Raw genomic sequence first — 13,401 nt, 5'->3', positions numbered from 1 at the left:
TGCGAACCCTGGCGTGAGACTCAGGGTCCAATGATCATTCGCAGAGAAAGGAATGATCTGGTGAAAAATGCCGAAACCCCAGTATTCAAACTGGTCATCCTAGGCGGTCTGAGCAGCCTGGGCAGCGCCTTGATAGCCGAGCTGCTCAAGCGCCAGCACGAAGTCATCGTCGTGGTCGATGAACTGAACACTCGCGCACCACGACCCGGACTGCACTTCAAAATCGGCGGCCTGAGCACCACTGACCAGGCGGAACAAAGCGTCGCCGGTGGTTCGGCGGTGGTCTGCCTGTTGCCAGCATTGGCACCCGATGACTTTGCCACGCAGCTTCGCATGAGCCAGGCACTGATCGCCAGCCTCTCCCGCACGACTATACGACGCTTGCTCCTAGTCGGCGATTTCAGCGTACTCGATCACAGTGAGGGGCACAGTGAACAGCAGCGAACCTGCGCCGAACAGATCGTCGACCTGCTACACCGCAGCCACCTGCAATGGACGCTGGTCAACGCCCCGCAAGAGATCGCCGGGCTGAGCATTGAACACTTTCGCAAGACACAAGGCACGCTGGAACCAGGCCTCGCCGAGCCCCTGCAGCAGTTGGCCAGGATTGCCGCTGCCATGGTCGATACCCTGGAGCTGAATCTGCATCAGGGTGAGCATGTGAATTTTGTATTCTGACTTAACGTTAATGAGGTTGATAGGCCCGCTTTAACTTGCGCGCACACGTCATCCATCGCACCCTGAACCGCCGTTGATTGCGATAGAGCTCGTCCATGCCCTGGCCTGATCGCCACTCCCTTCTGCCATTTCTCAGTTGGCTGCCCCGGCAGACACGGGGGAGTGTGCGCCGTGATCTGCTGGTAGGCCTGAGCGGCGCAATATTGGCGCTGCCGCAATCGATCGCCTATGCCCTGATCGCCGGCCTGCCCGCGGAATATGGCCTTTACGCAGCGATAGTTCCGGTGCTGATTGCCTGTCTTTGGGGGTCATCCTGGCATCTGATCTGTGGGCCGACGGCCGCCATTTCCATCGTGCTCTACACCAGTATCAGCCCTCTGGCTGTCAGCGGCAGCGACGATTACATCACCCTCATCCTGTTGCTGACGTTTCTGACTGGCGTATTCCAGTGGTTACTGGGATTGCTGCGCTTTGGCGCCCTGGTAAATTTCGTCTCTCACTCAGTGGTGCTTGGGTTCACCCTCGGTGCTGCAGTAGTCATCGCACTGGGTCAATTGCCAAACCTGATGGGAATGGACCTACCCAGCCAGGCGACAGCCCTGAAAACCGTAGAAAGCTTGGTGGAACACGCAGGTGACGTTGACTGGCCTTCGCTGGTTCTGGGGCTGGGTACGCTGGCGCTCGGCATTGCCCTCAAGCTCCTCCGGCCGCGTTGGCCCGGCCTGTTGATCACGTTGAGCATTGCCAGTCTGCTGGCGTGGCTACTGCCTGCTGTGTTTGGCCGGGTGCAATTGGTGCCCGGTTTCATCGGCCAGCTACCACCATTGAGCCCTCTACCGTTGCTGGACCTTGAGTTGATCCTGCGGCTACTGCCTAGCGCAGTAGCCGTGGGTATGCTCGGGCTGGTCACCAGCCTGTCAATCGCACGCTCATTGTCGTCGCGTTCGGAACAAATGATCGACGCCAATCAGGAAGTCCGCGCCCAAGGTTTGTCGAATATGGTGGGCAGCTTTTTCTCCGGCTACCTGTCATCAGGCTCCTTCACCCGTTCCGGACTGAGCTATGAGGCTGGCGCCCGGTCTCCACTGGCCGGGGTGTTCTCGGCTTTGTGGGTAGCCTTGTTCGCCGTAGCCGGCGCCGGGTTAATTGCGCACATTCCGATTCCGGCCATGGCGGGCAGCATTCTTCTGATCTGCTGGGGGCTAGTTGATCATCGGGCCATGCGGGCGCTGTTCCGGGTGAGTCGTGCGGAGTTTCTAGTCATGGCCCTGACCGCCGCCGCAACCTTGTTGCTGGAGCTGCAGACTGCCATTTACGCCGGGGTACTAGCCTCGCTGTTCTTCTATCTCAAACGTACCTCGCGACCACGGGTCCAGCAGTCGCGCGAAGGTAACGCCGACGTGCTGCGGGTCGGCGGGTCGATCTTCTTTGGCGCCAGCCACTATCTGCAAGTACGCCTGCAGCGCTGCCAGGGCCCCGACGTGGTGATCGATGCTCGACAGATAAACTTTATCGACTATTCGGGCGTCGACATGCTGCACCGTGAAGCCCACCGACTGCGCCGGGCAGGTGGCAGCTTGACGCTACATCGAGCCCGCCCACAGGTAATCGAGGAGTTGCACAAGCTGGAAGGGGCAGCAAATTGTCCCATTCAGTTCGCTGAGTGAAATTGCGACGGGGCATGTCCGATTTTTCTTAAAATGGGCATTTCGGATACTCGGCGCATGCCTTTGGGCGAAACTCTAGACTCCACTGGTTGCTAAATCGCGACCTCTTGTTTCAGGGGTTGCAATTACCTTAGTAATGCCGGTTATATTAAATAGTGAGCTTACAGATAGGAGAGTGCACAGGGTATGTACACGTTACGATATTTAGTCAGCTTGAGCCTAGCTATTGCCGGCTGCTCCATATTCTACACAGTACTTATTATGTGGTGCCTAACAGAGTATTTCCCATTAGAGGAAACATCATATTGGACTGTATACGGAATTTTGTATGTGATAATTACTGCTGCTGGCTTGAAATTTTACATCCCAAGACTTCGCGACATATGGTAAACATCACCTTTTTCTATGGTATCACTTGCTTTGTGTTTCAAGGCTCTCTTCCGGAACCATGGAGCCTATTGTAATTGAATCTACTAATGCCTCAAAAAATAAAGCCAACTTACCGGATTGCTGATACGCTGGCTCGTAATTAATTGGGTCTCGCCTGAAAAGCTGCACTGACTCCGTCTTCCGTATAGGCCGCATCATACCTCTAATCGACAAAGCCAAATCAACTGCACCATATGCTATATTCCCTTGATAGCCATCTCTAAATAAATATTGGTATACACGCCTAGTCGGTCCTGGTGCTGGCTTGGCGATCGGACCTTGATAAATATTCATCCCTCCTTCATAAATGTTATTAACGCCATGCGCGATAAAAAACGCGCCGATTGGCGATCCCAAACCGTATGAAGACCCGGTAATCGCGATTCCAACTTCAACTTGCATGACACCCGCGACTACCCCTATGCCATTTTGCGCATAAAAAGCCGCCTTGGAAGCCAGCTCGGCATACTCTGCCCTTATTGCTTGCACGCCATCCCAAGCGCTTACGATACCTTCATTAACATCATCTATGATTTCGTTTACAAAATCAGATACAACTGATCCAAGCTGAAGCTGAAGAACTCCATCATCAAAACTAGTAGCGCCAATGGTGCAACTCAACGCAACTAGATCAGCGCCTGCTGCGGCCACATCATGAATATCACACGACTGCTCATTCACCTTCGTACCCCCAAGACGCATAGGCACTTGTGCTTGCCTGGTGGTGTACCCAGCTAATGTCCCTATACCGAATGGCCAGAAGCTCCTGCGGCTGCGCGTCCCTCATATTAATGGCATGTGGCACCTGAACGCTTAAGTTGGCAATACGCCCGCCGGTTAACAACACAGTAAAATATTTTTCGTGACCACCCATAGCTGAGGTGCGATAGAAATTGATTTTACACTCTATTTCTTCGCCTTCATGAAGAGCACTGGCGAGTAGGGGTGTAGATTTATCAATGTTTTTCGTAATAACAACGGGCATATGTTTACCACGACCACCTGAGGTGCTGCCGTCATTACCACCTGCCATATTATGAGAATAAGCCAGCACCATAATTTCGTCTTCGTGGCCAACCTGACATTTGTTGCCAATCGAGTTTTGGCTAGAACAACCAGCGGAAATCAAGCCTTGTTTTTTCCCGGTAACGGTCATGTAACTGTGATTAGCCATATCTTTCACTCCTGTGGTCAGAGTGAGCAGTCTATTGCGAATAAAGTGGGCTGACTGTAGGACACGTCCGAAGCTCTATACAACACATGTCGACCTTCGGCTCCGAAGATCGATAAAGACCCGACCAACTAAGATGATCGCCGCCAGCGTCAGGCAGGTGGCCGCCTGACGCTGTATAGAGCACGTTAATAGGTGATCGAGGAATTACACAAGTTGGGAAGGGCAGCGCTGTGCCCAATCCGCTTCAAGGGGTGAAACTATCACAGGGCAATCTTCGGAGATTACGCGCACTGGAGGGAACGCGCTTCCCCCCGCGGCTCATGCGTCAACCGCGAGCCAGTTGGCGACGCAGTTCGTCCAGTACAGGAGCCGTATCCGGACGCACGCCGCGCCAGATGAAGAAGGCTTCGCCAGCCTGCTCGGCAAGCATGCCCAACCCGTCCAGTACCTTGGCGGCCTTGTGTTCGCTTGCCCAGCGGCAAAACGGCGTTGGCTCTTTGCCGTACATCATGTCGTAGCAAACCGTTCTGCCCGGCTCGATCAGACTCGCGGCGATGGGTGGCAACTCGCCCGCAAGGCTGGCGGAGGTAGCGTTGATGATCAGGTCCACCGGCTCTTGCAGCCAACTGAAACCACTGGCAGCCACCGGCCCCAAGTCAGCGAATTCACGGGCCAGTTGTTCGGCCTTTTCCACAGTGCGGTTGGCGATAACCAGAGAAGCCGGGTTATGCGCCAGCAATGGCTCCAATACGCCGCGCACGGCACCGCCAGCACCAAGCAGGAGGATGCGCTTGCCGGTTAGCTGTACGCCAGCATTGACGGTCAGGTCACGAACCAGGCCGGCGCCATCGGTGTTGTCACCCTGCAGGGTGCCATCGGCCAGTTTGCTCAAGGTGTTCACAGCGCCAGCGCGCCGTGCTCGTGGCGTAAGGCTATCGACCAGGCGATAAGCTTCTTCCTTGAATGGCACCGTAACGTTGGCCCCCAGCCCCTGTTTAAAGAAACCCTGAGCGCACATGCTGAAATCGTCCAGCGGCGCCAGCAAGGTGCTGTACTCCAGTTGCTGGCCAGTCTGGTCGGCAAACAGGCGATGAATCAGCGGCGACTTGCTGTGGCCTATCGGGTTACCGAATACAACGTACTGGTCCATTCACGCGCTTCCTGATTGGGGGCCGGAGCTGCCGGCAAAGTTATCCACAGGGCCTTAGCGATTGGATCGAGCCTCACCTATCCAGTCGCGGTCCTGCAGGAAATACTCGGTCAGGCGAGCTTCTTCACTGCCTGGCTCAGGCTTCCAATCGTACCCCCAACGCACTTGTGGTGGCAGTGACATCAGGATCGATTCGGTGCGGCCGCCCGATTGCAGACCAAACAACGTGCCTCGGTCATAAACCAGGTTGAATTCAACGTAGCGACCGCGGCGAAACTCCTGGAACTGACGTTGCTCAGCCGTATAGGCCATAGCCTTGCGACGCTGGATGATCGGCAGGTAGGCCTCTACGTAGGCATCGCCAATCGCGCGAATGAAAGCGAAGCAGGTATCGAAGTCCCATTCGTTCAAGTCGTCAAAGAACAGGCCGCCAATACCACGAGGCTCGCCGCGATGCTTGAGGTGGAAGTAACGGTCGCACCACGCTTTGTAGCGCGGGTAGACATCGGCGCCAAAGGGCGCACAGGCGCGCTCGGCCACCTGATGCCAGTGCAGGCAGTCTTCTTCGTGGGCGTAATAAGGGGTCAGATCGAAGCCACCGCCAAACCACCAGACTGCTTCTTCACCTTCCTTTTCGGCAATAAAGAAGCGCACGTTGGCGTGAGAGGTTGGCACATGCGGATTGTGCGGATGGATAACCAACGACACGCCCAGTGCTTCGAAACCCCGGCCGGCCAATTCTGGACGATGGGCACTGGCCGAAGGCGGCAAACCGCTGCCAAAGACGTGAGAGAAATTGACCCCGCCTTTTTCAATAACCGTCCCGTCACCTATTACGCGGGTTCGCCCACCACCACCTGCTTCACGCGTCCAGGCGTCTTCGACAAAGCGGGCGCCACCGTCCTCGGTTTCGAGGGCGGCACAAATACGGTCTTGCAAGTCGAGCAGGTAGGCTTTCACGGCCTCGGTGCGGCTAGTCATCAGGTCACCTGGAAGCGGGCATGAGCAAATTCGGCGCGTAGCATACCACCGGCGACAGGGTGGCCGCAGTTGACGGCGGTCATGCAAAGGCGTCCGATAGGGGTTTTCCAGACTCGACAGGAGAGTGCAGATGGCCAAGCGTATCCAGTTCAGCCAGCATGGGGGCCCGGAGGTCCTGGAACTAGTCGACTTCGAACCTGCCACCCCCGGCCCACAGCAGGTTCGCGTGCGCAACCAGGCCGTTGGCCTGAATTTTATCGACACCTATTTTCGCAGTGGCTTGTACGCGCCACCAGCCTTGCCCTCAGGCTTGGGTACAGAAGGCGCCGGCGTAGTCGAGGCCATTGGTGAACAGGTCACCCGGCTCAAAGTTGGCGACCGGGTGGCTTACGCCGGAGGTCCGCTGGGCGCCTACAGTGAGATACATGTGCTGCCTGAAGCCAATCTGGTCAAGTTGCCGGACAACATCAGCTTCGAGCAGGCCGCGGCCGTCATGCTCAAAGGCCTGACCGTGCACTACCTGCTCAAGCAAACCTATGCCGTACAGCCTGGCGACACCATTCTGTTCCACGCCGCTGCTGGTGGCGTCGGCTCATTGGCTTGCCAATGGGCCAAGGCCCTGGGCGCAAACTTGATCGGCACGGTCAGCTCCGCACTGAAGGCTGAGCGCGCAAAAGCACTCGGAGCCTGGGCAACCATCGATTACAGCCGCGAAGATGTAGCCCAGCGGGTGCTGGAACTGACCGATGGCAAGAAGTGCCCGGTGGTTTATGACGGCGTCGGCCAGGATACCTGGCTGACTTCGTTGGACTGCCTGGCGCCGCGCGGGCTGATGGTCAGCTTCGGTAATGCCTCAGGCGCTGTCAGTGGGGTCAACTTGGGTATCCTGGCGCAAAAGGGTTCGCTGTATGTCACCCGGCCGACATTGGCAAGCTATGCCAACAATGCCGAAAACACCCAAGCGATGGCCGATGACCTGTTCGAAATGATCGCCAGCGGCAAGCTGACGGTGGATATCCAGCAGCGCTATGCGCTGAGCGAAGCAGCCAAGGCCCAGACCGAACTGTCGGCGCGGCGCACAGTAGGGTCTACAGTATTGCTGCCGTAACCCTTCGCGGAGCAAGCCTACGCCTACAGACAGACTGTGGGAGTAAGCTTGCCCCGTGAGGATTTATCCCGCCCGGACCAGATCCCCGGTCACCAGATCCCGGATCACGCTCGGATTGCGCCGCCCACCCAATGCGCCGCCCAACACCAGGTCCAGTTGCCCTCGGAAGTACTGCTCCACACGCAACCTCGACTTAGCCGCAGGACGGCCCTGAGGATTGGCCGACGTCGAGACCAAAGGCCCGACCAGCGAACACAGTTCACGCACAACCGGATGATCGCTAACCCGCAAGGCCACGGTGTCATGCACCCCGGTAATCCACTGCGGCAACATGTTCTGGTGTGGCACCAGCCAGGTGTTCGGACCCGGCCAGGTACTACCCATACGGTCCAGCCAGATCTCGGGAAAATCTTCGAACAAAAAGTCGAACTGACGAATATTGTCAGCGACCAGAATCACCCCTTTATCGACCGAGCGCGATTTGATCGCCAGCAAGCGATCAACCGCTTCCTCGTTCCACGGATCACAGCCCAGGCCCCACACGGCCTCGGTTGGGTAGGCAATCACCGCACCGGCCCGAATCTCACGCGCGGCTTGTTGCACACGCCAACTGCTCACCATTGCTATCACTCCGCATTAAGGCTGACTCGCAGTGTACTTAGGCAGACCGGGCAAACCAACGCCCAGCTTCATTGCAAACCCGTCCGTTTACTTCAAGCTCGGTCAACGCCGCCAACACTTTTGGCAACGGCCAACCGCTGTTGCGGGCCAACGCTTCACTCGTTTGCGGTGCAGCCAGCAGCAATACCTCAAGGACATGTCGCGTGCCACTGTCTTTGCTGCACGTTACCGGCGGCAGCTGCTGCCAGCCTTGCAGGGTTTGCATGATTTGATCCACGCTTTCAACCAACAGCGCTCCGTCGCGAATCAGTTGGTGACAGCCTTTGGAGCCAGGATGATGAATCGACCCGGGAATGGCATAGACCTCGCGGCCTTGCTCCGCCGCCAGACGCGCAGTGATCAGCGAGCCGCTGGCCAGACTTGCCTCGACAACGAGTACGCCCAGGGATAGGCCACTGATGATCCGATTGCGCCGCGGGAAGTTGCTCGCAACCGGACCCGTATCGAGAGAGAACTCGGAAACTACAGCGCTTCCTTGCTCGATCATTGCTGCGGCCAGCGCTCGATGTTGCTGTGGATAAAATTTCTGCAGGCCGGTGCCCAACACCCCGATCGCCTGGCCTCCGACGTCTAGGGCGCCCTGATGAGCAGCGCCATCGACGCCAAGCGCCAGGCCGCTGGTGATCACGAATCCTCCTTGGGCAAGGTGACGGGAAAACGCCGTCGCCGTATCCAGGGCCGGACGAGATGCCCGGCGACTGCCAATGATGGCCAACTGGGGTTTTTCCAGCAGCGCAGGATTGCCGGCCACGAAAAGCAGGGGCGGGGCGCTATCCACCTCGGCCAACAACGCCGGGTAGGCGGGATCGTCCCACATCAGCAAATACCGGTCGCGGGCCTCTAGCCAAGCCAATGCAGAGGAGGCACCTTCGCGCACCTCCTCGCTACGGCGAGCCTCGGCGCTGGCAGCAGGAAGCCCTAATGAGCGCCAGGCAGAGGCCGGCGCACTGAGTGCTGCAGACGCGCTGCCGAAGGCTTGCAGGAGTAAGTGAAAGCGTTGCGGCCCAAGTGCAGGCAAGCAATGCAGACGCAATCGCGCCTCAAGTTCGGCCGGGGAAAGCTCCCGGCCAGCAGACAGTGGCATAACGATCATCCTTGATCGACGGCGTTGAATTACACTGAGGAAAAGCTGTGGATAACTCTGTTGATAATACTTTGAAAACCGGTTGAAGGATTCTCCTCAGCTGCGCCGCTACGGGCTTGCCGAGCAAAGGCTCCAAGCTGTGTGAAACCTTAGCTGACCTTTGCAGGTGCCGAATGCGCCGAATCCCTTTATTATGTGTGTTCATGTTTGTAATTCATCGCACAGTGCAGCTCATACGCTTATGGCCATTCTGAACATCCTCGAATTCCCGGACCCGCGCCTTCGCACCATCGCCAAACCGGTGACCGAAGTCGATGACGGCGTTCGCCAGTTGATCGATGACATGTTTGAAACCATGTACGAAGCCCCTGGCATCGGCCTGGCGGCAACCCAGATCAACGTACACAAGCGCATCGTGGTCATGGACCTGAGTGAAGATCGCAGCGAGCCACGGGTGTTCATCAACCCCGAGCTCGAAATGCTGACCGACGAAATGGACCAGTACCAGGAAGGCTGTCTGTCGGTACCGGGTTTCTACGAGAACGTCGACCGCCCGGTGCGGGTCAAGGTCAAGGCGCTGGATCGCGACGGCAAGCCGTACGAACTGATTGCCGAAGGTCTGCTGGCCGTGTGCATCCAGCACGAATGCGATCACCTCAACGGCAAATTGTTCGTCGACTACCTGTCCACGCTCAAACGCGACCGAATCAAGAAGAAACTGGAAAAGCAGCACCGCCAGCAAGCTTGATTTCCTTCTTCCCAAAGGCTTGCTCCGGCAAGCCTTTTTCTTTTTAAGCGAGAACTCCATGCGCATTGTCTTTGCAGGCACCCCAGAGTTTGCCGCCGAACACCTCAAGGCCTTGATCGACAGCCCCTATGATGTGGTGGCCGTCTACACCCAGCCGGACCGTCCGGCCGGCCGTGGACAAAAACTGATGCCCAGTGCGGTCAAGCAACTGGCTGTGGATAACGGCATCCAGGTCCTGCAGCCGCCGACACTGCGCAACGCCAATGCTCAAGCTGAGCTTGCTGCGCTTGCGCCCGATTTGTTGGTGGTGGTCGCTTATGGCTTGATCCTGCCGCAAGCGGTATTGGATATCCCGCGTCTGGGCTGTATCAACAGCCACGCCTCGCTTCTGCCACGCTGGCGTGGTGCTGCACCCATCCAGCGAGCGGTCGAAGCCGGGGACAGCGAAAGCGGCGTGACGGTCATGCGCATGGAAGCCGGCCTGGATACAGGCCCGATGTTGCTCAAGGTCACTACGCCGATCAGTGCCAGTGACACCGGCGGTAGCCTGCACGATCGCCTTGCCCAGATGGGCCCACCCGCAGTGCTTGAGGCTATTGCCGGGCTGGCGGCGGGCACATTGGAAGGTGAAATTCAGGACGACAGCCTGGCCACCTATGCCCACAAGTTGAACAAAGACGAAGCACGCCTGGACTGGCGCCGTCCGGCCGTCGAGTTGGAGCGTCTTATTCGCGCCTTCAACCCCTGGCCGATCTGCCACAGCAGCCTCAACGGTGAGGCAGTGAAAGTACTCGCAGCCAGCTTATCCACAGACAGCGGAAAGCCGGGCGAAATCCTTGCGGCCAGCAAAGATGGCCTTATCGTAGCCTGCGGTGAACAGTCGCTGTGCCTGACCCGACTGCAATTGCCCGGAGGCAAGGCGCTGAACTTCAGTGACCTGTTCAATAGCCGTCGCGAGAAGTTCGCCATCGGTACGGTGCTCGGTCAATGAATCCACGTCTGGCAGCCGCCCGCGCCCTGGCAGCAGTTCTCAGCGGCAAAGCCTCCCTGAACAGCTCACTGCCTACACAACTGGACAAGGTTGAAGTACGTGACCGCGGCCTGACCCAGGACCTGGCATTTGGCACCGCACGCTGGCAACCGCGGCTTTCTGCGCTAGCCGAACGGCTGCTGCAAAAGCCTTTCAAAAGTGCCGATGCCGATGTCGAGGCCCTATTGTTGGTGGGCTTGTATCAACTGCTTTATACCCGCGTGCCTGCCCATGCTGCCATCGGTGAAACCGTTGGCTGTGCCGACAAACTGAAAAAGCCCTGGGCCAAGGCGCTGCTCAATGCAGTACTGCGCCGTGCGCAACGCGAGAGCAGTGAAATTCTTGCCGAACTCGAACGCGATCCGGTGGTGCGCACGGCCCATCCCCGTTGGCTACAGAAGTCGTTGAAGGCATTCTGGCCACAGCAATGGGAAGCTATCTGCGCCGCCAACAACGCTCATCCGCCGATGATCCTGCGGGTCAACCGCCGTCATCACAGTCGCGAGGAGTACCTTGATCTACTGCGCCAAGCAGGCCTGGAAGCCAGCGCCTGCCAGTACAGCGGCGACGGTATTGTTCTGGCTCAGGCCTGCGATGTACGTGGACTGCCGGGTTTTGACCAGGGTTGGATTAGCGTTCAGGACGAAGCGGCGCAACTGGCAGCCGACCTGCTCGATCTGGCCCCCGGCCAGCGCGTACTCGACGCTTGCTGCGCACCGGGAGGCAAGACCTGCCACCTGCTAGAAGCCGAAGAAACGTTGGATTCGGTAGTCGCTATCGACCTTGAGGCCAAGCGCCTGACCCGAGTCCGGGAAAACCTCGATCGTCTCGGTCTGGATGCCCAGTTGATTGCCTGTGATGCCCGCGATACTGCCAGTTGGTGGGATGGCAAGGGCTTCCAACGCATTCTTCTCGATGCGCCTTGCTCGGCAACAGGGGTCATTCGCCGCCACCCAGACATCAAGATGACCCGGCAAGCCGAGGATATCCCGGCCCTGGCTGCCTTGCAGGGCGAGTTGCTTGATGCCTTGTGGCCAACGCTGGAAGTGGGCGGCATCCTGCTGTATGCCACCTGTTCGACCCTGCCGACCGAGAACACCGAAGTCATCGAGGCGTTCCTCAATCGTACGCCGGGCGCCCGCGAGCTGGACCTTGCAACCCAAGCCGGCCTGCGCCAAACGCATGGCCGCCAGTTGCTGGCCCAGGAAGGCGGACACGATGGCTTCTACTATGCCAAGCTGATCAAAATCGCCGCCGCACGCGGATAACAAGAGAAGGGAAGAGCGGATGAAAATCATCATCCTGGGTGCAGGGCAAGTCGGCGGTACGTTGGCCGAACACCTGGCCAGCGAAGCCAACGATATTACCGTGGTCGATACTGACGGCGACCGCTTGCGCGACCTCGGCGACCGCCTGGACATCCGTACCGTCCAGGGCCGCGCCTCGTTCCCTACCGTACTGCGTCAAGCCGGCGCCGACGACGCCGACATGCTGGTGGCGGTGACCAACAGCGACGAGACCAACATGGTCGCCTGCCAAGTCGCCTACACCTTTTTCCACACGCCTACCAAGATTGCCCGGGTGCGTGAGTCGGCCTACCTGACACGCGCCGGTCTGTTCGACAACGATGCTATCCCGGTCGACGTACTGATCAGCCCCGAGCAGGTAGTCACTCACTACATCAAGCGTCTGATCGAACATCCAGGCGCACTGCAGGTCATCGACTTCGCCGAAGGCAAAGCCCAGTTGGTTGCCGTGAAGGCGTACTACGGTGGGCCGCTGGTCGGCCAACAGCTGCGCCAGATCCGCGAGCACATGCCCAATGTCGATACCCGCGTCGCCGCGATCTTTCGCCGCGACCGACCGATCCTGCCCCAGGGCGACACGGTTATTGAAGCCGACGACGAGGTGTTCTTCATCGCAGCCAAAGCCCACATCCGCGCGGTGATGGGTGAATTGCGGCAAATTGATGAAAGCAACAAGCGCGTCGTCATCGCCGGCGGCGGGCAAATTGGCGAACGCCTGGCCGAAGCCATCGAAAGCCGCTATCAAGTCAAGATCATCGAGATGAACCCCGCGCGCTGCCGTTACCTCTCCGATACCCTGGACAGCACCGTGGTGTTGCAGGGCAGCGCCTCGGACCGCGACTTGATGCTGGAAGAGAACATCGCCGAAGCCGACATCTTCCTGGCCCTGACCAACGATGACGAGGCCAATATCATGTCCTCACTGCTGGCCAAGCGCCTCGGCGCACGCAAGGTAATGACCATCATCAACAACCCGGCCTATGTCGACCTGGTCCAGGGTGGTGATATCGACATCGCGATCAGTCCACAGCTGGCCACCATTGGTACTTTGCTCACTCACGTACGACGCGGCGATATCGTCAGCGTGCACTCGCTGCGCCGCGGTGCGGCAGAGGCCATCGAAGCAATTGCTCACGGTGACTCGAAGTCGAGCAAGGTGATTGGCAAAGCCATCGAAGATATCGCCCTGCCACCGGGCACGACCATCGGTGCGATCATTCGCGATGAAGAAGTGCTGATTGCCCACGACGACACGGTCATTGAAGCAGGCGACCATGTGATCCTCTTCGTTGTGGATAAAAAGTACATTCGTGACGTCGAGAAGCTATTCCATGTAGGGTTGAGCTTCTTCTAAGAGGAAGTCC

The 13,401-nt window shown here is 58.1% G+C and carries 13 protein-coding genes; 7 read left to right on the top strand and 6 right to left on the bottom strand.

Going from position 1 to position 13,401, the window contains the following annotated elements; all coding sequences use genetic code 11:
• Positions 1-60: 60 nt before the first annotated feature.
• Both H8F21_RS01890 and H8F21_RS01885 read left to right on the top strand, forming a co-directional pair.
• Positions 61-678: an NAD(P)-dependent oxidoreductase gene (locus H8F21_RS01890; RefSeq protein ID WP_203477054.1), complete on the top strand. Its 618-nt coding sequence runs from the start codon at positions 61-63 to the stop codon at positions 676-678.
• Between the two features lie 95 nt (positions 679-773).
• Positions 774-2,345, top strand: a complete 1,572-nt coding sequence (locus H8F21_RS01885) for a SulP family inorganic anion transporter (protein ID WP_203477055.1) — start codon at positions 774-776, stop codon at positions 2,343-2,345.
• A 411-nt stretch (positions 2,346-2,756) separates the two neighbouring features.
• Here the strand turns inward: H8F21_RS01885 and H8F21_RS01880 are convergent, their stop codons facing one another.
• From H8F21_RS01880 to hemF, 4 genes are all read right to left on the bottom strand, one after another.
• Positions 2,757-3,455 carry a DUF4225 domain-containing protein gene (locus tag H8F21_RS01880; RefSeq protein ID WP_328824426.1) on the bottom strand — a complete coding sequence of 233 codons (699 nt, stop codon included), beginning with the start codon at positions 3,453-3,455 and terminating at the stop codon, positions 2,757-2,759.
• Positions 3,448-3,948 (bottom strand): Hcp family type VI secretion system effector, encoded by a 501-nt coding sequence (locus tag H8F21_RS01875; protein ID WP_203477056.1) that lies wholly within the window; start codon positions 3,946-3,948, stop codon positions 3,448-3,450. Before H8F21_RS01875 ends, H8F21_RS01880 begins: the two co-directional genes overlap by 8 nt.
• 325 nt (positions 3,949-4,273) lie before the next feature.
• A complete protein-coding gene (gene aroE / locus H8F21_RS01870; RefSeq protein WP_203477057.1) occupies positions 4,274-5,098 on the bottom strand; it encodes a shikimate dehydrogenase in 825 nt (274 codons plus the stop codon).
• A gap of 54 nt (positions 5,099-5,152) precedes the next feature.
• Positions 5,153-6,079, bottom strand: a complete 927-nt coding sequence (hemF, locus tag H8F21_RS01865; RefSeq protein WP_203477058.1) for an oxygen-dependent coproporphyrinogen oxidase — start codon at positions 6,077-6,079, stop codon at positions 5,153-5,155.
• Positions 6,080-6,209: 130 nt separating this feature from the next.
• On the opposite strand from hemF, the gene H8F21_RS01860 reads away from it, so the two are divergent.
• Complete coding sequence (locus tag H8F21_RS01860) at positions 6,210-7,187, top strand: NADPH:quinone reductase (RefSeq protein ID WP_203477059.1); 978 nt, start codon at positions 6,210-6,212, stop codon at positions 7,185-7,187.
• 63 nt (positions 7,188-7,250) lie between these two features.
• On the opposite strand, the gene H8F21_RS01855 is transcribed toward H8F21_RS01860, so the two are convergent.
• Positions 7,251-7,808: an L-threonylcarbamoyladenylate synthase type 1 TsaC gene (locus tag H8F21_RS01855; RefSeq protein WP_136473846.1), complete on the bottom strand. Its 558-nt coding sequence runs from the start codon at positions 7,806-7,808 to the stop codon at positions 7,251-7,253.
• Positions 7,809-7,845: 37 nt separating this feature from the next.
• Positions 7,846-8,952 (bottom strand): DNA-processing protein DprA, encoded by a 1,107-nt coding sequence (dprA, locus tag H8F21_RS01850; protein WP_203583917.1) that lies wholly within the window; start codon positions 8,950-8,952, stop codon positions 7,846-7,848.
• 241 nt (positions 8,953-9,193) lie between these two features.
• Between dprA and def the strand changes: the two genes are divergently transcribed.
• The 4 genes from def to trkA are packed head-to-tail and all read left to right on the top strand — an operon-like array spanning position 9,194 to position 13,391.
• Positions 9,194-9,700, top strand: coding sequence for a peptide deformylase (gene def / locus H8F21_RS01845; protein WP_038605133.1), 507 nt, complete (start codon positions 9,194-9,196; stop codon positions 9,698-9,700).
• A gap of 58 nt (positions 9,701-9,758) precedes the next feature.
• Positions 9,759-10,691, top strand: coding sequence for a methionyl-tRNA formyltransferase (gene fmt / locus H8F21_RS01840; RefSeq protein WP_203583916.1), 933 nt, complete (start codon positions 9,759-9,761; stop codon positions 10,689-10,691).
• Positions 10,688-11,998: a 16S rRNA (cytosine(967)-C(5))-methyltransferase RsmB gene (gene rsmB, locus H8F21_RS01835; protein ID WP_203477066.1), complete on the top strand. Its 1,311-nt coding sequence runs from the start codon at positions 10,688-10,690 to the stop codon at positions 11,996-11,998. The genes fmt and rsmB overlap by 4 nt, the downstream gene beginning before the upstream one ends.
• 19 nt (positions 11,999-12,017) lie before the next feature.
• Positions 12,018-13,391, top strand: coding sequence for a Trk system potassium transporter TrkA (gene trkA / locus H8F21_RS01830; protein ID WP_203477070.1), 1,374 nt, complete (start codon positions 12,018-12,020; stop codon positions 13,389-13,391).
• Positions 13,392-13,401: the final 10 nt, after the last annotated feature.

Source organism: Pseudomonas arcuscaelestis (genome assembly GCF_016881005.1).
Classification (GTDB): Bacteria; Pseudomonadota; Gammaproteobacteria; order Pseudomonadales; family Pseudomonadaceae; genus Aquipseudomonas; species Aquipseudomonas arcuscaelestis.
Note: the sequence above shows the minus strand (reverse complement) of the source record. Positions and strands in the feature narration are given on the sequence as shown.

Coding starts and splice junctions, on each gene's coding strand:
- trkA (WP_203477070.1), top strand. CDS start 12,018: ATGAAAATCATCATCCTGGGTGCAGGGCAAGTCGGCGGTACGTTGGCC.
- H8F21_RS01875 (WP_203477056.1), bottom strand. CDS start 3,948: ATGGCTAATCACAGTTACATGACCGTTACCGGGAAAAAACAAGGCTTG.
- dprA (WP_203583917.1), bottom strand. CDS start 8,952: ATGCCACTGTCTGCTGGCCGGGAGCTTTCCCCGGCCGAACTTGAGGCG.
- fmt (WP_203583916.1), top strand. CDS start 9,759: ATGCGCATTGTCTTTGCAGGCACCCCAGAGTTTGCCGCCGAACACCTC.
- hemF (WP_203477058.1), bottom strand. CDS start 6,079: ATGACTAGCCGCACCGAGGCCGTGAAAGCCTACCTGCTCGACTTGCAA.
- H8F21_RS01860 (WP_203477059.1), top strand. CDS start 6,210: ATGGCCAAGCGTATCCAGTTCAGCCAGCATGGGGGCCCGGAGGTCCTG.
- def (WP_038605133.1), top strand. CDS start 9,194: ATGGCCATTCTGAACATCCTCGAATTCCCGGACCCGCGCCTTCGCACC.
- H8F21_RS01855 (WP_136473846.1), bottom strand. CDS start 7,808: ATGGTGAGCAGTTGGCGTGTGCAACAAGCCGCGCGTGAGATTCGGGCC.
- rsmB (WP_203477066.1), top strand. CDS start 10,688: ATGAATCCACGTCTGGCAGCCGCCCGCGCCCTGGCAGCAGTTCTCAGC.
- H8F21_RS01885 (WP_203477055.1), top strand. CDS start 774: ATGCCCTGGCCTGATCGCCACTCCCTTCTGCCATTTCTCAGTTGGCTG.
- aroE (WP_203477057.1), bottom strand. CDS start 5,098: ATGGACCAGTACGTTGTATTCGGTAACCCGATAGGCCACAGCAAGTCG.